Origin of the sequence: Rhodoplanes sp. P11 (genome assembly GCF_964266735.1) — a bacterium.
GTDB classification, from domain to species: Bacteria; Pseudomonadota; Alphaproteobacteria; order Rhizobiales; family Xanthobacteraceae; genus Rhodoplanes; species Rhodoplanes serenus.
In genome coordinates this window covers 244,002-267,771 of sequence record NZ_CAXWGY010000001.1, presented here as the reverse complement: position 1 = coordinate 267,771, position 23,770 = coordinate 244,002, and the positions used below count along the sequence as shown (strand labels likewise).

Here is a 23,770-nt window from a genome sequence, read left to right as displayed (position 1 = left end):
CGTGCCGCGCTTCGCGCCTTATATGACACGCATGCAGAAGTCCCAGCAGAACATCGACCCGGATCCCGATCTCGATCTCGATCGCGACGCCGCCGACGAGGAGGCGGATGCGGCGCTGCCGGATCTGCCGGAGGTCGAGCCCGAGGCGCCGCCGGCGGAGCCCGGCACGCTCGCGGCCGGCCGCGCCGTCATCGCCCGCCATGCCCGTCTGGCGCCGACCTCGCCCGGCGTCTACCGCATGATCGGCGCCGGCGACGAGGTTCTCTATGTCGGCAAGGCCAAGGACATCCGCCGGCGCGTCACCTCCTATGCGCGGCCGACCGGCCACGTCACCCGCATCGCCCGGATGATCGCCGCCACCGTGGCGATGGAGTTCATCTCCACCGCCACCGAGACCGAGGCGCTGCTGCTCGAGGCGAACCTCATCAAGCGCCTGCGGCCGCGCTTCAACGTTCTGCTGCGCGACGACAAGTCGTTCCCCTACATCCTCATCACGGCCGACGGCCTGCCGGCGCAGATCTGCAAGCATCGCGGGGCCCGCACCCGGGCCGGCGCCTATTTCGGGCCGTTCGCGGCGGTCGGCGCCGTCAACCGCACCATCACGGCGCTGCAACGGGCGTTCCTGCTGCGCTCCTGCTCGGATTCGGTCTACGAGAGCCGCACCCGGCCCTGCCTCTTGCACCAGATCAAGCGCTGCGCCGCCCCCTGCACGGGCGAGATCGCGCCCGACGACTACGCCGTGCTGGTCGGCGAGGCGACCGCGTTCCTGTCGGGCGAGAGCCGGGCGGTGCGGGCCGAGCTGGCGCGCGACATGGAGGCGGCCGCCGAGGCGCTCGACTTCGAGCGCGCCGCGGTGCTGCGCGACCGCCTCGCCGCCATGGCGGCCGTGCAGGCCCACCAGGGCATCAATCCGCGCGGCGTCGAGGAGGCCGACGTCTTCGCGGTCCACCAGGAGGGCGGCTTCTTCTGCATCGAGGTGTTCTTCTTCCGGGCCGGGCAGAACTGGGGCAACCGCGCCTACTTCCCGAAGGCGGACCGCACCCTCGCGGCCGAGGACGTGCTCGCCTCGTTCCTGGCCCAGTTCTACGACGACAAGCCGTGTCCGCGCCTCCTGCTCCTGTCGCACGACATCGCCGAGTGCCGGCTGCTCGCCGACGCGCTGTCGCTCAGGGCGGGGCGGCGGGTCGAGATCGCGGTGCCGCGGCGGGGCGAGAAGAAGGAGCTGGTCGACCACGCGGCCGCCAATGCCCGCGAGGCGCTCGGCCGCAAGCTCGCCGACACCGCCTCGCAGCAGAAGCTCCTGGAGGCGCTGGCCGGCGCCTTCGGGCTGCCGCGGCCGCCGCGGCGGGTGGAGGTCTACGACAACAGCCACATCCAGGGCTCGAACCCGGTCGGCGTCATGGTGGTGGCGGGGCCGGAGGGCTTCCGCAAGAGCCAGTACCGCAAGTTCAACATCCGCTCCGCCGATCTCGCCCCCGGTGACGACTACGGCATGATGCGCGAGGTGCTGGAGCGCCGCTTCAAGCGGCTGCTCGGCGACGGAGCGGGGGAGGCGGCTGCGGCCGCTGGTCCCGGCCGCGGCGTCGCGGCGCCGCCCGCCGCTGATTCCCTGCCCGAGCTGGTAGCCGATCCCCCACCCGCGCCGGACCCCGACACCGAGCCGGCCGAATCACCGTGGCCGGATCTTGTGCTGATCGACGGCGGCCCGGGCCAGCTCGCCGCGGCGCGCGAGACGCTGGCGGCGCTCGGCATCGCCGATGTGCCGCTGGTGTCGATCGCCAAGGGGCCCGACCGCGATGCCGGCCGCGAGCATTTCCACATGGCGGGCCGCGCGCCGTTCCGGCTGGCGCCGCGCGACCCAGTCCTCTATTTCGTCCAGCGGCTGCGCGACGAGGCGCATCGCTTCGCGGTGGGATCGCACCGGGCGCGTCGCCGCCGCGACGTGCGCGAGGCCGGCTTGCAGGAGATCCCCGGCGTCGGCCCGGCGCGCAAGCGCGCGCTCCTGCATCACTTCGGCACCCTGAAGGCGATCGAGCGCGCCTCGCCGGCGGATCTCGCCCGGGTTCCCGGCGTCAGTGCCGAGACGGCGCGGCGCATCTATGCGTATTTCCACGAGGCCGCGTCGTGACGGGTGATCTGTCGCGCAAAGGCTGTTAGAGGACGGCAACCGAGGTTATCTTGCGCGTATGGAGATCGTGACCTCCCGTAACATGCCGGCGCGGCCGCTGGCCCTGCCCAACATTCTCACCTACGGCCGGATCGCCGCGGTGCCGCTGGTGGTCGCCTGCATGTACGGCCAGATCGTCCTGGAGGGCGGTATCTGGCTGCGCTGGGTGGCGCTGGTGCTCTACGTCGCCGCCGCCGTGACCGACTTCCTGGACGGCTATCTGGCGCGCTCGTGGGGCCAGCAGTCGAGCTTCGGTCGCATGCTCGATCCGATCGCCGACAAGCTGCTGGTGTCCGCCTGCCTGCTGATGCTGGCCGCCGATCGCACCATCTACGGCTGGTCGATCTGGGCCGCCATCATCATCCTGTGCCGCGAGATCCTGGTCTCGGGCCTGCGCGAGTATCTGGCCGAGTTGCAGGTCAGCGTGCCGGTGACCCGGCTCGCCAAATGGAAGACGTCGGTGCAACTCGTCGCCATCGGGGTGCTGCTCGCCGGCGACGCCGGCGACAACCTGGTGTCGACCTCGGTCTATCTCGGCTTCCCGCTCGTCACCTTCACGGGCCTGACGCTCCTGTGGGTGTCGGCGCTCCTGACCCTCTACACCGGCTACGACTACTTCCGGGCCGGCCTCCACCACCTGATCGAGGAATGACGTGAAGGTCCTGTACTTCGCCTGGGTGCGCGAGCGGGTCGGCAAGGCCGAGGAGACGGTCGAGCCGCCGGCCGGCGTCGTCACCGTCGCGGATCTGATGGACTGGCTCGCCGGCCGCGACGAAGCCTATGCGCACGCCTTCGAGAACCGCCGGTCGATCCGCGCCGCCGTCGACCAGGCGCATGTGCGGCCCGACACCGCCATCGCCGGGGCGCGCGAGATCGCCTTCTTTCCGCCGATGACCGGCGGGTGAGACCGTTGGCCGTATGATGGTCCGACCCAAGGTCCGTATCCAGCGCGAGCCGTTCGACGCCGCCGCCGAGGCGCGGGCGCTGACGGCGGGACGCACCGACATCGGCGCGGTGGTGACCTTCACGGGCATCTGCCGTGGGAGCGACGACGGCCGCGCCGTCGCGGCGCTGACGCTCGAGCACTATCCCGGCATGGCCGAGGCCGAGATCGAGCGCCACGTTGCCGAGGCGGAAGCGCGCTGGGCGCTCCTCGGCGTCACCGTCGTTCACCGCCACGGCCGGCTGGTGCCCGGCGACGACATCGTGCTGGTGGTCACCGCCTCGTCGCATCGGGGCGACGCCTTCGCGGCGGCCGAGTTCCTGATGGACTGGCTGAAGACCAAGGCGCCGTTCTGGAAGAAGGAGGAGGCCGGCGAGGGCACCGGCTGGGTCGAGGCCAAGGCCGACGACGATGCGGCGGCGACCCGCTGGGCGCCGCCCGGAGACCCGGCCGCCGGCGGCGCGTGAGGGCACCTGAGGCGTCGACGCCGTCTTCGGCACGGGCCGCATCGGCCGCAAGGACCCTCGGCGTCGAGCAAGAAATGCCCACCGCCCGCGCGGGCGATGGGCATCGAACGCGCGGCGACCGCGCGCCCCGGCGAGGGCGACGCGCGGCCGGATCGCGGATCAGGCCGCCGCCGCCTTGGGCTGCGTCTCGGCCGTGTAGTCGTCCATCAGCTGCTTGGTGATCTGGCTGGGCGTGAAGCGCCAGTCGGCGATCTCCGACACCGCCGTCACCTCGGCGGCGCTGCCGGTGATGAAGCACTCCGAGAAGCCGGTCAGCTCCTCCGGCATGATCCGCCGCTCCGCCACCTCTATGCCGCGCCGCTTGGCGAGCTCGATCACGGTCTGACGGGTGATGCCGTTGAGGAAGCAGTCGGCGGTCGGCGTGTGGATCACGCCGTCCTTGACGAAGAAGATGTTGGCGCCGGTGCATTCGGCGACGCGGCCCTGCCAGTCCAGCATCATGGCGTCGGCATAGCCGCGCCGCTCGGCCCGATGCTTGGAGATGGTGCAGATCATGTAGAGGCCGGCCGCCTTGGCGGTGGACGGCGCCGTCTTCGGATCGGGCCGGCGGTACTCGGCGAGATCGAGCCGGATGCCCTTCAGCCGATCTTCCGGATTGAAGTAGCTCGGCCATTGCCAGCTCGCGATGGCGAGGTGGATGGTGTTGGTCTGCGCCGAGACGCCCATCATCTCCGAGCCGCGCCAGGCGATCGGCCGCACATAGGCGTCGCGGAAATTGTTCTTCTCCAACACCAGCCGCTTGGCCGCGTCGATCTCGGCGGCCGAATAGGGGATCTCGAAGTCGAGGATCTGGGCCGACCGCTTCAGGCGCTCCGAGTGCTCGGTGCACTTGAAGATCTGGCCCCCATAGGCGCGCTCGCCCTCGAACACCGCGCTCGCATAGTGCAGGCCATGGGAGAGTACATGGAGGGTCGCCTCGGTCCACGGCACCAGCTTGCCGTCGTACCAGATGACGCCGTCGAACTTGTCGAATGAAATACCCATGGCAATCTCCGTGACCTGCGGGCGTGCCGAATGCGCGCCCCCTCTCGTGCCGCAGCTTTGCGCCGTCCCGGGACTCCGATAAGGTCGCGCCGTCATGAGAGCGCGGTTCGCCCGGCGAGGCAACGGGGGCGCGACGAGCACGATCGTTTCGCGAACCCGGGTCATGAGGTAACAATCAAACCGAAATATGTCAACATGGCTGACATAAATGTCCGAGCAACGCCGCCCCGCCCTCCGGGCATGGATCAGGGGCCGGCGGCCGCCGTCGACGAGCCGATCTGGGACATCATCGAGCTCCTGTACTTCGCCTATCGGGACTTCGTCGGCGATCCCGACAGTGCGCTGGCGGCCTTCGGGTTCGGCCGTGCCCACCACCGCGTGCTCCACTTCGTGGCCCGCAACCCGGGCCTCAAGGTCGCGGAATTGCTGGATATTCTCCGCATCACCAAGCAGTCGCTGGCGCGCGTGCTCAAGCAGCTCGTCGACGACGGCTTCATCGAGCAGCGCGAGGGCGAGACCGACCGCCGGCAGCGGCGGCTGTTCGCCACCCCCAAGGGGGAGGCGCTGGCGCTGCGGCTCGCCACCCAGCAGACCCGGCGCATCCGCCGGGCCCTCGCCGACGTCGGGCCGGACGGCCATGCCGCCGCCCGCCGCTTCCTGGTCGGCATGATCAATGCCGGCGGACGCGACGACGCCTTGCATTTCGTCGATGGCGCCACCGCCAAGCCGCGCCGCCGCTGATCGGACCTCAAGGCCGGAGACCGGCATGACGGAGACCCGCACCTCGCTTCCCGACGACGCCCCCCACCTCCTGGTGGTCGACGACGACCGCCGCATCCGCATGCTGCTGTCGCGCTATCTCGCGGCGGAAGGCTACCGTGTGACCACGGCGGACTGCGCCGCCGATGCGCGCGCCAAGCTCGGCGGCCTCTCGTTCGATCTCCTCATCCTCGACGTGATGATGCCGGGCGAGACCGGCTTCGATCTCGCCCGCTCGATCCGGGCGGAGTCGAGCGTGCCGATCCTGATGCTCACCGCCCGTGCCGAGAAGCAGGACCGCATCGCCGGCCTGGAGATCGGCGCCGACGACTACGTGGTGAAGCCGTTCGAGCCGCGCGAGCTGTCGCTGCGGGTCGCCAGCATCCTGCGCCGGGCGACGCCGCCGGCGGCGCCGCCGCCCGAGCAGGTGCGCTTCGGCCCGTTCGTCTTCGACCTTGCCCAGGGCGAGCTGCGCAAGGGCGACGAGATCGTCCACCTCACCGATCGCGAGCGCGAGATGATGCGGCTGCTCGCCGCGGCGCCGGGCGAGACCGTCACCCGCCTCGCGCTGGCCGGCACCGGCCAGGCGGCGGGTGAGCGCGCCGTCGACGTGCAGGTCAACCGCCTGCGCCGCAAGATCGAGACGAACCCGGCCAATCCGCTGCTGATCCAGACGGTGCGCGGCATCGGCTACCGCCTGATGGTGGGGACGTGACGGCCGCCGGAACGCCGCCATGACGAGCCCGGCGCTGCGCGACCGCGACGAGGGGCTGGGCCGGCACGCCGCGGCCCCCCGGCCGCGGTCGATGACCAGCCTGGATCTCGGCCTCTCCCGGCTCCGCCGGGCGGCCGGCCGCGTCGGCGCCGTGTGGGATCGGCTCGGCCGCGCCCTCAAGGGCGTGATGCCGGCGAGGCTCTACGCCCGCACGCTGCTGATCATCATCGCCCCCATGGTGATCCTGCAATCGGTGGTGGCCTTCGTGTTCATGGAGCGGCACTGGAACACGGTGACGCGCCGCCTCTCGGCCGCCGTCACCCAGGATATCGCGGCGCTGATCGACATCTACCGCTCCTATCCGCAGGACGCCGACCAGGCGACGCTGCGGCGCATCGCCCGCGAGCGTCTCGGCCTGGTGGTCGACGTGCTGCCCGGCACCGAGCTGCCGCCGGTCGGCCCCAAGCCGTTCTTCTCGCTGCTCGACCAGGCGCTGTCGCGGGAGATCAGCCGGCAGATCGGGCGGCCGTTCTGGATCGACACGGTGGGGCGCTCGTCGCTGGTCGAGATCCGCATCCAGCTCGACAATTCGGTGCTGCGGGTGTTCGCCCGCCGCAACGCCGCCTATGCGTCGAATTCGGAGATCTTCCTGCTGTGGATGGTGGGCACCTCGCTGGTGCTGATCACCATCGCGATCCTGTTCCTGCGCAACCAGATCCGGCCGATCCTCAAGCTCACCGAGGCGGTCGAGAGCTTCGGCAAGGGGCGCGAGGTGCCGAGCTTCGGGCCGCGCGGCGCCCAGGAGGTGCGGCGGGCCGCGCTCGCCTTCATCGAGATGAAGCGCCGGGTGGAGCGCTCCATCGAGCAGCGCACCACCATGCTGGCCGGCGTCTCGCACGACCTGCGCACGGTGCTCACCCGCTTCAAGCTGGAGCTGGCGCTGCTCGGCGACGCGCCGGAGCTCGACGCGCTGAAGAAGGACGTCGACGAGATGGCCCGCATGGTGGAGGCGTATCTCGCCTTCGCGCGCGGCGATTCCGGCGAGCAGGCGGAGCCGACCGACATGGCGGCGTTCCTCGACGAGCTGAAGGCCGACGCCGAGCGCACCGGCCACCGGGCGAGCGTCGCGTTCCACGGCCATCCGATCGTCACGGTGCGGCCGCACGCCTTCCGGCGCTGCCTCGCCAACCTGGTGTCGAATGCGGCGCGCTTCGCCGACGAGATCGTCGTCACCGGCCACCGCGATCATCGCTGGCTGACGCTGACGGTCGACGACGACGGGCCGGGCATCGCCCCGGCGCAGCGTGACGAGGTGTTCAAGCCGTTCGTCCGGCTCGACGACGCCCGCAACCAGGACGAGGGCGGCACCGGCCTCGGTCTGGCGATCGCGCGCGACATCGCGCGCTCGCACGGCGGCGACATCTCGCTCGGCGATTCGCCGCTCGGCGGCCTGCGGGCGACGGTGCGGATTCCGGTGTAGGGCGGACACGCAGCTCCCCGCCGGATGAGACCCGGTTGACGGAATGCCGGCCCGCGCGCTAAACGGCGGGCCGCCCAAACTGCACACTAGGGATTGTTCATGTTGGAGCTTGTGACCATCCGCTGATCGTCTCGATCGATCGAGACATCGGCCTGCATCGTTCGCGGCGGCCTGCCTGGCCGAAGCCGGACGGTGCGCGGATGCATCCAGTCACAGGCTTATCCATGAACATCTCACGCAGCGAGCAGCGCGTGCTGCACGTGCTCGCGCAGGGCGGTCAGATCCGCCATCGACGAACCGACGACGGCCGCATTCTCGACGTGCTCTGCGTCACCCGCGACGGCCACGTTCTGGCCGACTGCACCGTCGAGGTCTTCGCCAAGCTCCGACGCAAGCGCCTGATCGAGTCCAGGGCGTCGAGCCCGTATCGGATTTCCGACAAGGGACGTCGCTCGGTTCGCGCCCAGCTCGACAATCGCTGAAGGAGGCCACGACACGACATCGACACCCGTCCGGGCGTCTCCACGACGCTCGGACGGGTGCGGTGCACGGAGGGCCGCGCCCGGCGTTGCGCGCTGCCGTCACACCGCGACGGCGGTATCGCCCTCGACGTCCGGCGACTCGCTGCGTAGCGGCCGCCGGCTGCGCCGGCGCGGGCTGCATCCCGGCACGAAGCGGCACAGCGTGTCGAAGACGCCGGAAAGCTGCTGGCCGCGGCCGAGGGCACGGTCGAGCGCCGCCATGGTACGGGCATGGCCGGGCTCGTCGTCGTCCAGGAAGGTCGACATCACGTTGGCATAGAGCAGCGCCAGGCCCTGCGCCCGGATCAGGCCGGTCGGCCCGGCCGAGCCGATGTCGGCGCCCGCCAGCATCCACTGCATGGAGGTCACCGCGAAGTTGTTGAGGGCGAGCGCCAGCGGCGGGTCGGTGCGGGCCGATTGCAGCAGCGAGCGGATCGCTTCCTTGTAGGGCGAGAGCGCCTCGAAGCGGCGCATCAGCATGTCGAACAGCCGCTCGCGGGCGGGCTCCTCGGTCATGTCGTCGTGCTCGCCGCCGAGGACCTCGCGGTCGATCTCCTTGATGTGCGCCGCCAGGATGGCGAGCTTGCCGGAAAATTGGCCGCGCAGCTCAGCGAGGGTGACGCCGGCCCGCGCCGCGATGTCGCCGAGCCCGATCGACTCGTAGGGCTGCTCGGCCAGCAGCTCCATGAACGCTTCGATCATCTTGCCGCGCGGCGTGCCGATGCGGCCGGATTTCTTGCGGGCGCGCTCCTGGCCGGTGTCGGCGCCGCCGATGTTCTCCGGGGTCTCTTCGAAGCGGTCGCCGTCGTCGCGTCCGGGGGTACGGGGCCTGCGCGCCATGGGCTCGACTCCTGTGGCTGGCTGCGATTGCCCCCTATGTAATTCTGCGGAGGCGCCACTGCCAGGGTGGGGGACACGCGCCGCGCGCTTCAGCCGGCCAGCTCGCGGGAGCGCCGGGTCGCCGCCGCCACCGCCTTCTCCAGCAGCGGGTCGAGGCCGTCCGGCCCCATCAGCACGTCGAGGGCCGCGGCCGTGGTGCCGCCCGGCGAGGTGACGTTCTTGCGCAGCGTCGCGGCGTCGAGGGGCGAGCGGTGGAGCAGCTCGCCGGCCCCCGCCACCGTCTCCCGGGCGATCCGGTGGGCCAGGTCGGCCGGCAGCCCGGCCGCGATGCCGGCGCGCGCCAGGCTCTCGGCCATCAGGAACACATAGGCGGGACCGGACCCCGAGACCGCCGTGACGGCGTCGATCAAGCCTTCCTCGGCGACCCAGTCGACCTTGCCGGTCGCCGCCAGCAGCGCCTGGGCGAGCGCCCGGCCGTCCGCCGTCACGGCCGAATTGGCGACCGCCACCGTCATGCCGCGGCCGATCGCCGCCGGCGTGTTGGGCATCGCCCGCACCGCCGCGATGCCGGCTCCCAGCGTCGCCTCCAGGAACGCCAGGGTGCGCCCCGCCATGATGGAGATCACCACCGCGCCGGCGGCGAGGGGGGCGAGGGCGGGCAGCGCCTCGGGGGCGGTCTGCGGCTTCACCGCGAGCACGATGGCCTGCGGCCGCAGGCCGGCGGTGTCGGGGTTGAGCCGCAGGCCGGCGATCGCCTGGGCGGCGGTCTCGGCCGAGGGGTGGGGCTCGATCACCACGATCTTGCGCGGATCGATGCCGAGCCGCAGCCAGCCTTCCAGCAGGGCGCCGCCCATCTTGCCGGCGCCGACCAGCAGGATCGGCCCGGCGACGCCGGCGAGCGGCGACGGGGTCTCGGAACGGGTCTCGGGCTTTGGCTCTGGCACGACGCGCATCCTTGTCTCGGTCTCGGGCCGCGAGGGCGCTGGCTCGGGCGGCCGCTGGGCGGCGGACGAGCCGGCCCCCTGGCACGACTCGTGAAATGACGTTGACCCGCGGCCGAGGCTTCGTCCACAACCCCGTCGCACGTCCCCGGGCGGCTCGATCGGACAGAGCGGGCCGGTTGGCAAGGGGCACGATCGCGATTGCGCACAACCGGATTGCGCGACCACCACGTCGAACCATCACTTGAACCCATCACTTGGGATCATCACGAAGGGACATCGAGGCGAGCATGGCCAAGGCGGTGCTGGGGATCATCGGCGGGTCGGGCATCTACGACCTGCCCGGTCTGGAGAACGTGACCGAGAAGCGGATCGAGAGCCCGTGGGGCGACCCGTCGGGGCCGCTGCGGATCGGCGAGATCGCCGGTCTTCCGGTGGTGTTCCTGTCGCGCCACGACGCCGGGCACCGGCTGTCCCCTTCCGATATCAACTACCGGGCGAACATCGACGTGATGAAGCGCGCCGGCGTCACCGACTTGATCTCGCTGTCGGCCTGCGGCTCGTTCAAGGAGGAGCTGGCGCCCGGCACCTTCGTGCTGGTCGACCAGTTCGTCGACCGCACCCACAAGCGCGAAAGCTCGTTCTTCGGCACCGGCTGCGTGGCGCATGTCTCGATGGCGCATCCGGTCTCGCCGCGCCTGCGCATCCACATCGCCGAGGCGGCCCGGGCCGAGGACATCGCGGTGGTGCGCGACGGCACCTATGTGTGCATGGAGGGGCCGCAGTTCTCCAGCTACGCCGAGAGCATGACCTACAAGCAGCTCGGCTATTCGGTGATCGGCATGACCAATCTGCCGGAGGCCAAGCTCGCCCGCGAGGCGGAGATTTGCTACGCGACCGTCGCGATGGTGACTGACTACGACTGCTGGCATCCGGACCACGACGCCGTCACGGTGCAGGATATCGTCAAGGTGCTCACCGAGAATGCCGAGAAGGCGAAGCGCCTGGTGGGGCGGCTCGCCCGTGACTTCCCGCGCGAGCACGAGCCGTGCCCGATCGGCTCCGACCGCGCTCTCGACAGCGCCCTGATCACCGCACCGGCGGCGCGTGATCCGGCGCTCCTGGCCAAGCTCGACGCGGTGGCGGGGCGGGTGCTGCGCGGCTGAAGACCACCGAGCCGGAGGAGGCGTCCATGGCGATCGTGCTCGAATCCATCGGGGTGGTCCGCGGCGGCCGGGCCGAGGCGGTGGACGACGGCTGGGGCGCTGTCGAGGCCGACATCGTGCTCGATCCGGCGCGGCTGAGCCCGGAGGCGACCCTGGGCCTCCAGTCCTACAGCCACGTCGTCGTGGTGTTCCACATGCACAAGGTGGAGGAGGCCGCGGTCGAGCGCGGCGCCCGCCACCCGCGCGAGCGGGCCGACTGGCCGCGGCTCGGGATTCTGGCCCAGCCGGCACGGCTGCGGCCGAACCGCATCGGCGTCACCCCGGTGGCGCTGGTGGCGGTCGACGGGCTCACCCTGCGGGTGCGGGGGCTCGACGCCGTCGACGGAACCCCGGTGCTCGACGTCAAGCCGTGGATCACCGGGTTCGCGCCGCGCGGGGTGGTCCGCGAGCCGGCGTGGACCCGCGAGCTGATGCGGGACTATTGGTGAGGGCCCCCCGTCGCGCGCCGGCACGCCCGGCTCGCCCCTCACATGCTCCAGCGGCGCATGAACATGTCCATGTGGCCCCCGAACAGGACGTTCAGCAGCGCCGAGAGCACGAACGCGATGGCGGCCAGGATGAAGGCGGCCGGGATCGCCGCGAGGCTGAGCTTGACGAGAAAGAACACCAGCCGGAAAAAGGGGATGCGAAGGTCGACGACGACCAGCTTCTGCGTGTTTTCGTCCATGGGGGGTCTCCGTTGCGATTCGCCATGCTTCGCCGCCGCGAGCCGCCCTGCAACCTGTTCCTCACCCCCTCCTTTCAGGCCGACCGATGAACATCAATCCGATTCTCGAAAACGATCTCAAGGCGGCGATCCGCACCATTCCGGATTACCCGAAGCCCGGCGTCCTGTTCCGCGACATCACCACGCTGCTGGGTGACGCCCGCGCCTTCCGCCGCACCGTCGACGAGATGGTGCAGCCGTGGGCCGGCATGAAGATCGACAAGGTGGCCGGCATCGAGGCGCGTGGCTTCATCCTGGGCGGCGCGGTGGCGCACCAGGTGTCGGCCGGCTTCGTGCCGATCCGCAAGAAGGGCAAGCTGCCGCACAAGCGGGTCAGCATCGCCTACTCGCTGGAGTACGGCCTGGACGAGATGGAGATGCACGAGGACGCCGTGGTGGCCAACGAGCGGGTGATCCTGGTCGACGACCTGATCGCCACCGGCGGCACCGCCGAGGGTGCCGTGAAGCTGCTCCAGAAGCTCGGTGCCGAGGTGGTGGCGGCCTGCTTCGTCATCGACCTGCCGGATCTCGGTGGCGCCGACAAGCTGCGGGCGCTGGGCGTCCAGGTGCGCACGCTGCTGACCTTCGAGGGCCACTGACCCGAGATCCGGCTGCCGGGTCCCCCGGGCCAAGTCAGGCACCCGGCGGCGAGAAGCCGGGCGGTGCCAGCTCGAAGCCCTCGAACCGGAAACCCGGCGCCACCGTGCAGCCGACCAGCGTCCAGTCGCCGAGCGTCTCGGCAGCCTGCCAGGCACCGGCCGGTACCACCGCCTGCGGCCGCTCGCCGGCCGCGAGATCGGCCCCGAGACGGACGGTGCGGACCGCCTCGCGGTCCGCCGCGATCTCCAGCCGCAGCGGCGCCCCGGCATGCCAGTGCCATACCTCGGCGGCATCGACCCGGTGCCAATGCGATCGCTCGCCCCGCGCCAGGAGGAAGTAGATCGCCGTCGAGGCGGCGCGTCCGGTCGGCTCGGCCGGATCGCGGCGCCCGGCTGCGTCAGCCGGATCCCGAAACGTCTCGCGGAAATGGCCGCCCTCGGGATGCGGGGCGAGGCCGAGCAGCGCGATCACCTCGGCGGCCGTCAGGGCTGTCATTCCGGGACGCGCGCCGTTGGCGCGCGGACCCGGAATCCAGCCACCGGCTCGGAGCCCTTCGCTGGATTCCGGGTTCGCTGCTCCGCAGCGCCCCGGAATGACCCGTGCATGAGACATATCATCGTCAGAACCGATTCTTGCGCTCGCGCACCTCGGCGAACACCTGGACGGCCGGCTTGCCGGTCATCTTGACGGCGGCCGCGACGGCCGGGACGTCGGCGCGCAGGAAGGGGTTCGCCCGCTTCTCCTCGCCGAGCGTGGTCGGGATGGTCGGCTGGCCGGCGGCGACCTGGCGATCCGCCTCGGCGGCGCGCGCCTTGAGGCTCGGATTGTCGGGCTCGATGGTGAGCGCGAAGCGGATATTGGCCTGGGTGTACTCGTGGCCGCAGAAGATCAGGGTGTCGTCCGGCAGGTCGCGCAGCCTGAGCAGCGAGTCCCACATGATCTCCGGCGCGCACTCGATCACCCGGCCGCAGCCGATCGAGAACAGCGTGTCGCCCACGAAGGCGAGCTTGTCGGCGGGGAACACATAGGTGATGTGGCCGGCGGTGTGGCCGGGCGTGTCGATCACCTGGGCGACCAGCCGTCCGACCGTGACGGTGTCGCCGCCCGCGACGGTGGCATCGACGGCCGGGATCGGCTGGCGCTCATGCGCCGGGGCGGTGACGCGGCAGCCGTGGCGCTCCTTCAGCTCGACGATGCCGCCGACGTGGTCGCCATGGTGGTGGGTGACGAGAATGTCGGTGAGCTGCCAGCCGGTCGCCTGGAGGGCGGCGTCGACGGCCCACGCCTCCGGGGCATCGATGGCGGCGGTGGCGCCGGTCACCGGATCGTGGACGAGCACGCCGTAGTTGTCGGTCAGGCACTTGAACAGATGGGTCTGCGCCGCCATGGGGGTCCGTCGTCTCCATTGCTGCCGTGGGCCAGGACAATGTGGACCTAGGACGAAGCGGATCGCCGTGCAACCTCGGTCGGCTGGGCGGTGGCCCGCTCGGTCCGTCAGCCTCCGATCGCACGACCCTCCTCGCGCATGATGCGGGCGATCTCGGCGAGGCGCGGCTCGGTGGCGACGTCCTCCAGCAGCAGCGGCAGCTTCTGGCGCCAGTTGGGGTGCTCGTTGATGGTGCCCGGCACGTTGGGCTGGTCGATCACCCCGAAGGCGTCCTCGGCGGCCACCACCAGCAGCCGGCTCGGCGTGCGGGCGAGGAAGCGGGCGACGCCCGGAAACGACAGGTGATCGGCGCCGACGTCGCGCCGCAGTGCCTCGCCGGCGACGTGGCGGGCCCAGTTGCGGGCGTCGAGCGACTCGCCCGGATCGATCCCGAGCCCGTGCTTGACGTCGAGGTCGTGGCCGGAGAGCCAGCCCGAGAAGGTCGGCAGGTCGTGGGTCGAGAACGACACCAGCGCCTGGGTCGGATAGGCGGACGGTGCCGCGAACGAGTAGTCGGACAGCCGCTCGAACAGCATCACGCGGTAGGACCACACGTTCCAGGCGGCGAGTGTCTCGCGGAAGCCGTCCGGCACGGTGCCGAGATCCTCGCCGATGACCAGGCAGTGCTGCGCCTGGCTCTCCTGCGCCACCACGGCGAGCATCGCCTCCAGCGGGAAGCGCACATAGGTCCCCTGATCGGGCCGGAAGCCGTGCGGCACCAGGTAGAGCCGATTGAAGCCGAGGACGTGATCGATGCGGATGGCGCCGGCGTGCCGCATGACGGCGCGCAGCGTCTCGCGTAGGAGCGCGAAATCGGTGTCGAGTAGCACGCGCGGATTGAACGAGGCGAGGCCCCAATCCTGCCCAGCGGTGTTGAGCAGGTCGGGCGGCGCTCCGGCCGACAGCTCGCGCACATAGGCGCCCTGGTTGGCCCACACGTCGGCCGAGTCGGCGGCGACCCCGACCGCGACGTCGAGATAGAGGCCGACCGGCATGCCGGCGTCGGCCGCCGCGGCCGCGCAGGCGGCGAGCTGGCGGTCGGCGGTCCACTGCACGAAGGCGTGAAAGTCCGTCTCGGCCGGGTCGGTCCGCGCCAGCTCGGCGAGCTTGTCGCGCGACGGCGTGCGCCACTCCTCCGGCCACGCCCACCAGGGTCCGCCGTGGCGCGCCCGCAGCACCGAGAAGGCACAGAAGCCGGCGAGCCAGTCGCCGCGCTCGGCCTTGAAGGCGGCGAAGTCGGCGTGCCGCTCGGCGCTGCCGCCGCCGGACCGGAAGGCGTCGTAGGCCAGGCGCAGCGCGGCGAGCTTGGCCGGAATGACGCCGGCGTAATCCACCTGCGCGGTGGCCCGCAGCCGCTCCACCGTCTCGGCCAGGCCGGCCGCGGCGACGCCCGGAAACTCCGGCACCGCCTCGACATCGATGTAGAGCGGATTGAGGAACAGCCGGCTGGTCGGCGAGTACGGGCTGATGGCGCCGGGATCGTCGAGCGTGATGGCGTGCAGCGGGTTGAGCGCCACGCCGGCGGCGCCGAGCGATCCGGCGATGCGCACCAGATCGCGCAGGTCGGTGAAGTCGCCGATGCCCCAGTTGCGCCGCGAGCGCACGCCGTAGAGCTGCACCGCGAAGGCCCACACCCGGCCGCCGCGGTCGAACACCTTGGGCTGCCACGCCTGTGCGGGGGCGACCAGCACCGCCTGCGGGCGCGCCGGCGCGCCGGCGCCGTCGAACTCCAGCCGATAAGAGCCGAGCCGCGTGCGCTCGGGCAGGGTGACGCCCCCGTCCTCGCACATGCCGGTGGCGACCGGGCGGGAGCCGCGCATCAGCCGCCAGGCGGCACCGTTCGCACACAGGCCGGGCAGAGGCGCGATGTGTCCCTTGCGCATGACGTGGACGGCCGGCTCGGCGCCGGGCGGCGGGCCGCTGCGGGCCAGCACGTCGAAGATGGCGCGCACGGCCTCGTCGCTCGCGTGCCGCAAGGTGCCGCGCGCGTCGTAGTAGCTCGTCTCGATCCCGAAGGTCTCGGCCCGTCGGCTCAGCTCGCCGTCAATCATCCGTTCGATCAGCCCCGTATCCGGCGTGCCGCTTCAAGACGCGGTGACGAGTCGCAATGATGGCACACCGTCGCCCCGCGATTGATCCGCACGCGACAACATCCGCGCGCGAGTCGGTTTCTATACGAGTGCATCCACACTCGCTTCTGTTCTCGTGCGTCGTCACCCGGTTCGGTTTCGAGCGTGCCGTTCGCGCTATTCAAGCGATGCGTGCTTTAAACGATGCACGCGATTAAACGATCAATGGCGCTCGAACCGCATCACCGGCGCCTCCGAGCCGCGCACCGTCGGCACCGTCGACAAGGTCGGCACCCCCTGTGCTCCCGGCAAAGCCGGCACCTCGGCGACGACAGGAAGCGCCATGCTGGCCTGATCGTCGAGCGTGCGGACGAAGTCGGAGAACCATAGCTGGACCGGCGAGGCGCGCAAGACCTTCATGTTGGTCTCCCAGCGCTCGCAGCGCTCCTGCTGCGACATGCCGAGCGCCTGCGCCAGCGCCCGCGCGATCGCTGCGGTGTCGTGCGGGTTGACCAGCAGGGCGGCCTCCAGCTCGCGCGCCGCACCGGCGAATTCCGACAGGATGAGCACGCCCGGATCGAACGGGTTCTGGGCCGCCACATACTCCTTGGCGACCAGGTTCATGCCGTCGTTGAGGGGCGTCACCAGGCCGACACCGGCGGTGCGGTAGAACCCGGCCAGGGTGGTCTGCGAGAAGCCCTTGTTGAGATAGCGAACCGGCGTCCAATCGGGCTCGCCGAAGCGGCCGTTGATATTGCCGACCAGCGTCGCGACCTCGTGCTCGAGCGCCCGGTAGGTCGGGATGTCGCTGCGCGACGGCACCGCCACCTGAAGCAGCGTGACGGCGCGGCGAAACGACGGCTGCGCCTCCAGCAGCGCCGCGAAGCCGCGCAGACGATTGGCGAGGCCCTTGGAATAGTCGATGCGGTCGACGCCGACCACGAGCTTGGCGCCTTGCAGGCTGGAGCGCAGTCGCGACACCTCCGGCCGCGCCGCCGCCTTGGTGGCGCGCTCGGCGAACAGGGCGGTGTCGATGCCGATCGGGAAGGTGCCGAGCCGCGTCTCGCCGTGGCGGGAGCGCACGATGGCGCCACGCACCGTCAGGCCCAGCTCGCGGCGCAGATAGTCGGCGAAATTACGCTGCCCATCGACCGTCTGAAAGCCGATCAGGTCGTAGGCCAGCATCGCCTCGATCAGCTCGCGATGGTGCGGCACCGCGGCCAGCATGTCGCGCCCGGGCAAGGGCGTGTGCAGGAAGAAGCCGATCGGCTGGGTGACGCCGAGCCGGCGCAGCTCGGCGCCGAGCGGCAAGAAGTGATAGTCCTGCACCCAGATCATGGTGGCCTCGTTGCGGCAGAACCGCATCAGGGCGCGCGCCATGTAGGCGTTGACCTCGCGATAGGCGGCGTAGTCCTCCGGCTCGACGCGCACCAGATCGGCGCGCGAATGCAGCGCCGGCCACAGGGCCGAGTTGGAGAAGCCTTCGTAATAGCCGCGATAGTGGGCGGCGGGCAGGTCGACGGTGGCGAGCGCACCCTTGCCGAGCGCGGCAACTTCCAGCAGCGGCTCCTTGACGCTGGTGTCCCGGGTGCGGCCGCTCGATCCGACCCAGATCGCCCCGGAGTCTCGTACCACCGGCAGGAGCGCCGCCGCGAGTCCGCCGGTCATCGGCTCCTCGGCGTCGAGCCGTGCCACCCGGTTCGAGACCACCACGATGTCCAAGGCTTGTCCTCCCGGCCGCTGTCGGCCATTGATCTTCATGCCTCGCAAAAACGACTTGGCCGCAGTCGGGTTCCCGACCGCCGCGTCGCTGCCACGATCGTGGCAGACGTGTCGAGGCTCGTCGGCGCGCGCTATTGGGACGCGGCCCGCCCGGATACCGGCTCGTGCGGCGCTTGCGCGACAGCCCGCTGTTGCCGCACCATGGAACCGGAGCGGCCGTCGCGGGTTTTCCGACTTCGGTGGGGTGTACCCGGCACGCGGCCAGCTCTGCGCATGATCAAACAACCGTGCTCGTGCTCGGCCTCGGACTCGGACTCTTATCCGGTCCGGCGTCGCCGGCGGTCGGTGGTGCGCCCGCGGTTGGCCGGTACGTTCGGTGGGCGAGGGCGCAGGATGCGAGCGGATACGGTTCGGCGGGGCCAGGCGGGTGTCGCCCGGATCACGCGGTGGACGGTGCGACGGATGCCGCGACGGACGGTGCGCCTCGACGGCGTCGCCGGCCATGTCGCTGCTGTCCAAGTTGCCGCTGTTCAGGCCGCCACCGTCCAAGTCGCCGCCGTCCAAGTCGCCACGACCATCGTCCCGACATCATCCCGACCGACATCATCCGGACCGAGGTCATTCTGACCGACTCGTCTCGCCGACATCGTCCTTCCGAACGCACATGAGCCGCGACAGCAGCCGATGAACATCCTCCCCGACATCGCCACCGCGACATCCGCCGACCTCGCCGGCGACCCGATGTGGTACAAGGACGCGGTGATCTATCAGATCCACGTCAAGTCGTTCTTCGACAGCAACAACGACGGGATCGGTGACTTCGGCGGCCTGACCGCGAAGCTCGACTATCTCCAGGACCTCGGCGTCACCGCGCTGTGGCTCTTGCCGTTCTATCCGAGCCCCGGCCGCGACGACGGCTACGACATCGCCGATTATCGGCGGATCAATCCCGACTTCGGCTCGATGAAGGACTTCCGCCGCTTCATGCAGGAGGCGAAGCGGCGCGGCCTCAAGGTCATCACCGAGCTGGTCATCAACCACACCTCCGACCAGCATCCGTGGTTCAAGCGGGCGCGGCGCAGCCGGCCCGGCACCAATGCGCGCGACTGGTACGTGTGGAGCGATACCGACCAGAAGTACCTCGACACCCGGATCATCTTCACCGACACCGAGAAGTCGAACTGGACCTTCGATCCGGAGGCGGGCGCCTACTATTGGCACCGCTTCTTCTCCCACCAGCCCGATCTCAACTTCGACAATCCGCGCGTCTTGTGGGCGATGGTGCAGGTGATGCGCCGCTGGCTCGATTTCGGCGTCGACGGTTTCCGGCTCGATGCCATCCCGTATCTGTGCGAGCGCGAAGGCACCATCAACGAGAACCTGCCGGAGACCCACGCGGTCATCAAGAAGCTGCGGGCCGAGCTCGACGCCTACGCGCCCGGCACCTTCCTGCTCGCCGAGGCGAACCAGTGGCCGGAGGACGTGCGCGCCTATTTCGGCGAGGGCGACGAATGCCACATGGCGTTCCACTTCCCGCTGATGCCGCGCATCTACATGGCGATCGCCCAGGAGGACCGCTTCCCCATCAACGACATCCTGCGCCAGACGCCGGACATTCCGGCGAACTGCCAGTGGGCGCTGTTCTTGCGCAATCACGACGAGCTGACGCTGGAAATGGTGACCGACGCCGAGCGCGACTATCTGTGGTCGACCTATGCGGCCGATCCGCGCGCCCGCATCAATCTCGGCATCCGGCGCCGCCTGGCGCCGCTGATGGACAACGATCGCCGCAAGATCGAGCTGATGAACAGCCTGCTCTTGTCCTTGCCCGGCACCCCGGTCGTCTACTACGGCGACGAGATCGGCATGGGCGACAACATCTATCTGGGCGATCGCAACGGCGTGCGCACGCCGATGCAGTGGACCTCGGATCGCAACGGCGGCTTCTCGCGTTGTGATCCGGCCCGGCTCTATCTGCCGCCCATCATGGATTCGGTCTACGGCTATCAGGCCGTCAACGTGGAGGCGCAGGCGCGCAGCACCTCGTCGCTCTACAACTGGATGAAGCGCATGATCGCGGTGCGCAAGACCAGCAAGGTCTTCGGCCGTGGCACGATGACGATCCTGCGCCCCTCCAATCGCTCGGTGCTCGCCTATCTGCGGCAGTACGGCCCCGAGGTGATCCTGTGCGTCGCCAACCTGTCGCGCTCGGCCCAGTGGGCCGAGATCGACCTGTCCGCCTGGCGCGGCCGGGTGCCGATCGAGATGCTCGGCCGGGCGCGGTTCAAGCGCATCGACGACGGCCCGTTCGGGGTCACGCTGGCGCCCTACGGGTTCTTCTGGTTCCAGCTCGCCGAGGAGGGGGGCGGTCAGCCGGCGGAGCCGACCATGCCGCGCGAATGGGTCACGCTGGTGCTGCATGCGGGCTGGCGCTCGCTGCGCGACGGACGCTCGATGCAGCATTTCGAGCGGGAGGTGCTGCCGGCATTCCTGGCCGGGCGGCGCTGGTTCGCCGGCAAGGGCGGCGAGCCGGGCGAGACCCGGGTGTCGCGGCTGGTGCCGCTGGACGACGGCGAGCTGCCGCCGGCGCTCGCGGTCGTCGATCATGTGGGCCCGCGCGGCACCACCCGCTATGCGCTGCCGCTGGCGGTGCGGTGGGGCCATATCGAGCGCACCGATCCGCAGGCGGGCGCCGTCCTGGCGCCGGTGCGCCGCACCCGCCGCGAAGGCGCCCTGATCGACGCCGTCGCCGAGCGCGACGTGGTGTCGAGCCTGATCGGACAGATCCATGCCGGCGGCCGCCGCGAGGCCGGACCCGACCTCGCGGTCGCCTTCGTGCCGACGGCCCGCTTCGCGTCGCAGCCACTGCCGCCGATCGCCGTGGTGCGGCCGGCCGGCGTCGAGCAGACCAACTCGACCGCGCTGGTCGACGCCTCCTTCGTGCTCAAGGTCTACCGCAGGCTGACGCCGGGGCTCGCCCCCGAGGTCGAGATGGGCCGCTTCCTCACCGATGCGACCGATTTCCGCAACACCCCCCACCTGATGGGGACGATCGAGCTGATCGAGGCCGGCCGGGAGACCACCACGGTCGCCGTGCTGCACCAGTTCGTCGAGAACCAGGGCGACGCCTGGGGCCACACGGCCGCGATGCTCGACCGCCTCGCCGAGGACGCCCGGATGGGGCCGGTCGGGGAGGGGGCCGCCGCCGCCCCGGACCCCGCCGCCCTCGCCCGCATCCGCCAGATCGGCCGCCGCACGGCGGAACTCCATCTGGCGCTGGCAAGTCGTCCCGATGTGGCGGCCTTCGCGCCGGAGCCGGTGACGGCCGCCGACGTCGAGGGCTGGACGACCGCGCTCGTCCACAACGCCGAATCGATGTTCGCCGAGCTGGCCCGCCGGCAGCCGCAGCTGCCCGCGGTGGCGCAGCCGGCCGCCCGCGTGCTGCTGGCGCGTCAGGAGGAGGCGCTGGCGATCATGCGCGGGCTGCTGGCCGGGCCGGTCGAGGTCGACAAAATTCGCCACCATGGAGATTTTCATCTAGGGCAAATTCTGATCGCCAAGGACGACGTCCAGATCGTCGATTTCGAGGGCGAGCCGGAGCGCCCCGTCGCCGAGCGGACCCGCAAGGCGCCGTCGGCCCGCGACGCCGCCGGCCTGATCCGTTCGCTCGACTACGCCGCCATGTCGGCGCTCCAGCGGTGCCAGGAGAAGTCGGTGGAGGAGCCGGCCTGCCTCACCGAAGCACTTGACTCCTGGCGCGATGCAGCAACGGATGCGTTCCTGGCGTGCATGCGCGAAACGACCGCCGGCACCCGGCTGTGGCCGGCCGATCCGGCCGCAGCCGACCGGCTGCTGCGATTTTTCATTGTCGAAAAGGCCGTTTACGAGGTGGGATATGAGTTCGCCAATCGACCCGACTGGGTCCATGTGCCGCTCGCCGGGTTGGCGCGCACCCTCTTCCCCGTCGTGGGCGCCGCGCCATGACTGAGGTCGTCACCCCGGAGGGGCAGGCCATCATCGGCGGCTACCACGCCGATCCGTTCCGCTATCTCGGCCCCCACACCGACCACGGCGTGCCGATCGTGCGCGTCTACCTGCCGGGCGCCCGCCAGGTGCGGGTGCGCTTCTCCGAGGGCCAGGAGGCCGATCTGCGTCGTCTGCACGATGCCGGCCTGTTCGCCGGGCCGGTGCCGTCGAGCGGGCGCGACTATCGCCTGCTGGCGCGCTGGGGGCAGGGCGAGTTCGTCGAGCTGGAGGACCCCTATCGGTTCCCGCCGGTGTTCTCCGATCTCGACCTGCATCTCATGGGCGAGGGGACGCACCTCAACATCTACGACAAGCTCGGCGCCCATCCGATGGTCATGGAAGGCGTCGCCGGCGTCGCCTTCGGGGTGTTCGCCCCCAATGCCCGCCGGGTCAGCGTGGTCGGCGACTTCAATTTCTGGGACGGCCGGCGCCACCCGATGCGGGTGCGCGGCAACGGCTTCTGGGAGATCTTCCTCCCCGGCGCCAAGGCCGGTGAAAAGTACAAGTTCGAGATCGTCGGGCCGCACAGCTCGGCCCCGATGCTCAAGTCCGACCCCTACGCCTTCTCGGCCGAGGTGCGTCCGCTCACCGCCTCGGTGATCGTCGACCCGGCCACCCTGCCGCCGATCACCCCCGGGCCCGGCGGGATCAACCGCCTCGATGCGCCGATCTCCATCTACGAGGTCCATCTCGGCTCGTGGCGGCGCAATCCGTACATGAACAACAGCTGGCTCACCTACCGCGAGCTGGCCGAGCAGCTGCCGGCCTATGTGGCCGACATGGGCTTCACCCATGTGGAGCTGCTGCCCATCGCCGAGCATCCGTTCGACGCCTCGTGGGGCTATCAGCCGACCGGCCTCTACGCGCCGACCAGCCGGTTCGGCTCGGCGCACGACTTCGCCCTGCTGGTCGATGCCTTCCACCAGCGCGGCATCGGCGTCATTCTCGACTGGGTGCCGGGCCACTTCCCCGACGACGCCCACGGCCTCGCCCAGTTCGACGGCACCGCGCTCTACGAGCACGCCAATGCGATGCAGGGCCGCCACCTCGACTGGAACACCCTGATCTACAATTTCGGACGTCGCGAGGTGGCGAACTTCATCGTCGCCAACGCGCTGTTCTGGCTGGAGCGCTACAAGATCGACGGCCTGCGCGTCGACGCCGTCGCCTCGATGCTCTACCTCGACTACTCGCGGCCGGAGGGCGGCTGGATTCCCAACAAGTACGGCGGCCGCGAGAATCTGGAAGCCATCGATCTCTTGCGCCGCTTCAACACCGAGGTGTTCGGCCGCTTCCCCAACGCCACCACGATGGCGGAGGAATCGACTGCCTGGCCGCTGGTGTCGCGGCCCGCCGATGTCGGCGGCCTTGGTTTCGGGTACAAGTGGAACATGGGGTGGATGCACGACACCCTGCGTTACATGTCGAAGGACCCGATCTATCGCCAGCATCACCACGGCGACGTCACCTTCGGGATGCTGTACGCCTTCTTCGAGAACTTCGTGCTGCCGCTGTCGCACGACGAGGTGGTGCACGGAAAGGGCTCGATCTTCGGCCGCATGCCGGGCGACCGCTGGCAGCGCTTCGCCAACCTGCGCGCCTACTACACCTTCATGTTCGGCCATCCGGGCAAGAAGCTCCTGTTCATGGGCGGCGAGTTCGCCATGGAGCGGGAGTGGAGCCACGACCACAGCCTCGATTGGCACCTGCTCGAGCAGAAGGAGCATGCCGGCATCCAGTCGCTGATGCGCGACCTCAACCGGCTCTATCGCTCCGTTCCGGCGCTGCATCAGATCGATTCCGAGCCGGGCGGCTTCGAGTGGGTCGTCGTCGACGATGCGGCGGCGAGCGTGTTCGCCTGGCTGCGCCGCGGCCGCGATCCCGAGCAGGTCTGCCTGGTCGCCGTCAACTTCACGCCGACGCCGCGCGAGAGCTATCGCATGCGCGTGCCGTTCAGCGGCGGCTGGCGCGAGATCTTCAACAGCGATGCCGATCTCTACGGCGGCAGCAACATGGGCAATGGCGGGCGCATCGAGGCGGTGAACACCGAGCACGGGCCGATGCTGGACCTCGTGCTGCCGCCGCTCGCCGGAATCATCCTGGTTCCGGAGCGCTGAG

21 protein-coding genes are annotated in these 23,770 nt (G+C 70.3%); 13 read left to right on the top strand and 8 right to left on the bottom strand.

From position 1 onward, the window contains the following. The first annotated feature begins 31 nt into the window (after positions 1-31). From uvrC to ACFQUV_RS01235, 4 genes are read left to right on the top strand one after another with little or no spacing between them, the layout of a single operon-like run. Positions 32-2,128 carry an excinuclease ABC subunit UvrC gene (gene uvrC, locus ACFQUV_RS01250; protein WP_129611349.1) on the top strand — a complete coding sequence of 699 codons (2,097 nt, stop codon included), beginning with the start codon at positions 32-34 and terminating at the stop codon, positions 2,126-2,128. 58 nt (positions 2,129-2,186) lie between these two features. Beyond that, on the top strand, positions 2,187-2,819 hold the full coding sequence (pgsA, locus tag ACFQUV_RS01245; RefSeq protein ID WP_129611348.1) for a CDP-diacylglycerol--glycerol-3-phosphate 3-phosphatidyltransferase: 633 nt from the start codon (positions 2,187-2,189) through the stop codon (positions 2,817-2,819). A gap of 1 nt (position 2,820) precedes the next feature. Next, positions 2,821-3,072, top strand: a complete 252-nt coding sequence (gene moaD / locus ACFQUV_RS01240) for a molybdopterin converting factor subunit 1 (protein WP_129611347.1) — start codon at positions 2,821-2,823, stop codon at positions 3,070-3,072. A 13-nt stretch (positions 3,073-3,085) separates the two neighbouring features. Then, positions 3,086-3,577 carry a molybdenum cofactor biosynthesis protein MoaE gene (locus ACFQUV_RS01235; protein ID WP_129611346.1) on the top strand — a complete coding sequence of 164 codons (492 nt, stop codon included), beginning with the start codon at positions 3,086-3,088 and terminating at the stop codon, positions 3,575-3,577. A gap of 159 nt (positions 3,578-3,736) precedes the next feature. Here ACFQUV_RS01235 and ACFQUV_RS01230 read toward each other — a convergent pair whose 3' ends face one another. Then, positions 3,737-4,621: a branched-chain amino acid aminotransferase gene (locus tag ACFQUV_RS01230; RefSeq protein WP_129611345.1), complete on the bottom strand. Its 885-nt coding sequence runs from the start codon at positions 4,619-4,621 to the stop codon at positions 3,737-3,739. A 195-nt stretch (positions 4,622-4,816) separates the two neighbouring features. Between ACFQUV_RS01230 and ACFQUV_RS01225 the strand changes: the two genes are divergently transcribed. The 4 genes from ACFQUV_RS01225 (at position 4,817) to ACFQUV_RS01210 (ending at position 8,057) form a co-directional block, all read left to right on the top strand. After that, complete coding sequence (locus ACFQUV_RS01225; RefSeq protein ID WP_111384174.1) at positions 4,817-5,362, top strand: MarR family winged helix-turn-helix transcriptional regulator; 546 nt, start codon at positions 4,817-4,819, stop codon at positions 5,360-5,362. Between the two features lie 25 nt (positions 5,363-5,387). Next, a complete protein-coding gene (locus ACFQUV_RS01220) occupies positions 5,388-6,095 on the top strand; it encodes a response regulator (protein ID WP_129611344.1) in 708 nt (235 codons plus the stop codon). Between the two features lie 91 nt (positions 6,096-6,186). Beyond that, entirely contained in the window at positions 6,187-7,575 is a 1,389-nt protein-coding gene (locus tag ACFQUV_RS01215; RefSeq protein WP_129611361.1) for an ATP-binding protein, read from the top strand. 224 nt (positions 7,576-7,799) lie between these two features. Further along, the gene (locus tag ACFQUV_RS01210) at positions 7,800-8,057 is read left to right on the top strand and encodes a YjhX family toxin (RefSeq protein WP_111384176.1); all 258 of its coding nucleotides are present in this window, start codon (positions 7,800-7,802) and stop codon (positions 8,055-8,057) included. Between the two features lie 99 nt (positions 8,058-8,156). Here the strand turns inward: ACFQUV_RS01210 and ACFQUV_RS01205 are convergent, their stop codons facing one another. Both ACFQUV_RS01205 and proC read right to left on the bottom strand, forming a co-directional pair. Then, complete coding sequence (locus tag ACFQUV_RS01205; protein ID WP_111384177.1) at positions 8,157-8,936, bottom strand: TetR/AcrR family transcriptional regulator; 780 nt, start codon at positions 8,934-8,936, stop codon at positions 8,157-8,159. Positions 8,937-9,025: 89 nt separating this feature from the next. Continuing rightward, positions 9,026-9,880: a pyrroline-5-carboxylate reductase gene (gene proC / locus ACFQUV_RS01200; RefSeq protein ID WP_378393995.1), complete on the bottom strand. Its 855-nt coding sequence runs from the start codon at positions 9,878-9,880 to the stop codon at positions 9,026-9,028. Positions 9,881-10,167: 287 nt separating this feature from the next. On the opposite strand from proC, the gene ACFQUV_RS01195 reads away from it, so the two are divergent. Beyond that, the gene (locus tag ACFQUV_RS01195) at positions 10,168-11,043 is read left to right on the top strand and encodes an S-methyl-5'-thioadenosine phosphorylase (protein ID WP_129607548.1); all 876 of its coding nucleotides are present in this window, start codon (positions 10,168-10,170) and stop codon (positions 11,041-11,043) included. Positions 11,044-11,069: 26 nt separating this feature from the next. Next, positions 11,070-11,531: an SAM-dependent methyltransferase gene (locus ACFQUV_RS01190; protein ID WP_129607546.1), complete on the top strand. Its 462-nt coding sequence runs from the start codon at positions 11,070-11,072 to the stop codon at positions 11,529-11,531. 38 nt (positions 11,532-11,569) lie between these two features. Here the strand turns inward: ACFQUV_RS01190 and ACFQUV_RS01185 are convergent, their stop codons facing one another. Continuing rightward, entirely contained in the window at positions 11,570-11,770 is a 201-nt protein-coding gene (locus tag ACFQUV_RS01185) for a hypothetical protein (protein WP_129607544.1), read from the bottom strand. Positions 11,771-11,856: 86 nt separating this feature from the next. Between ACFQUV_RS01185 and ACFQUV_RS01180 the strand changes: the two genes are divergently transcribed. Further along, positions 11,857-12,408 carry an adenine phosphoribosyltransferase gene (locus tag ACFQUV_RS01180; RefSeq protein ID WP_111384182.1) on the top strand — a complete coding sequence of 184 codons (552 nt, stop codon included), beginning with the start codon at positions 11,857-11,859 and terminating at the stop codon, positions 12,406-12,408. 34 nt (positions 12,409-12,442) lie between these two features. Here the strand turns inward: ACFQUV_RS01180 and ACFQUV_RS01175 are convergent, their stop codons facing one another. The 4 genes from ACFQUV_RS01175 to ACFQUV_RS01160 all read right to left on the bottom strand — a co-directional run bounded on the left by ACFQUV_RS01175 (position 12,443) and on the right by ACFQUV_RS01160 (position 17,626). Continuing rightward, complete coding sequence (locus ACFQUV_RS01175; RefSeq protein WP_129607542.1) at positions 12,443-12,904, bottom strand: cupin domain-containing protein; 462 nt, start codon at positions 12,902-12,904, stop codon at positions 12,443-12,445. A 124-nt stretch (positions 12,905-13,028) separates the two neighbouring features. Continuing rightward, positions 13,029-13,796, bottom strand: coding sequence for a hydroxyacylglutathione hydrolase (gene gloB, locus ACFQUV_RS01170; RefSeq protein ID WP_129607540.1), 768 nt, complete (start codon positions 13,794-13,796; stop codon positions 13,029-13,031). Positions 13,797-13,903: 107 nt separating this feature from the next. Further along, positions 13,904-15,886, bottom strand: coding sequence for a 4-alpha-glucanotransferase (gene malQ / locus ACFQUV_RS01165; RefSeq protein ID WP_129607538.1), 1,983 nt, complete (start codon positions 15,884-15,886; stop codon positions 13,904-13,906). 240 nt (positions 15,887-16,126) lie between these two features. Beyond that, positions 16,127-17,626: a trehalose-6-phosphate synthase gene (locus ACFQUV_RS01160; protein WP_129607535.1), complete on the bottom strand. Its 1,500-nt coding sequence runs from the start codon at positions 17,624-17,626 to the stop codon at positions 16,127-16,129. 684 nt (positions 17,627-18,310) lie between these two features. Here ACFQUV_RS01160 and treS point away from each other — a divergent pair. After that, positions 18,311-21,610, top strand: coding sequence for a maltose alpha-D-glucosyltransferase (treS, locus tag ACFQUV_RS01155; protein ID WP_378393990.1), 3,300 nt, complete (start codon positions 18,311-18,313; stop codon positions 21,608-21,610). Beyond that, on the top strand, positions 21,607-23,769 hold the full coding sequence (glgB, locus tag ACFQUV_RS01150; protein WP_129607555.1) for a 1,4-alpha-glucan branching protein GlgB: 2,163 nt from the start codon (positions 21,607-21,609) through the stop codon (positions 23,767-23,769). Before treS ends, glgB begins: the two co-directional genes overlap by 4 nt. The last annotated feature ends 1 nt before the right edge of the window (position 23,770 follow it).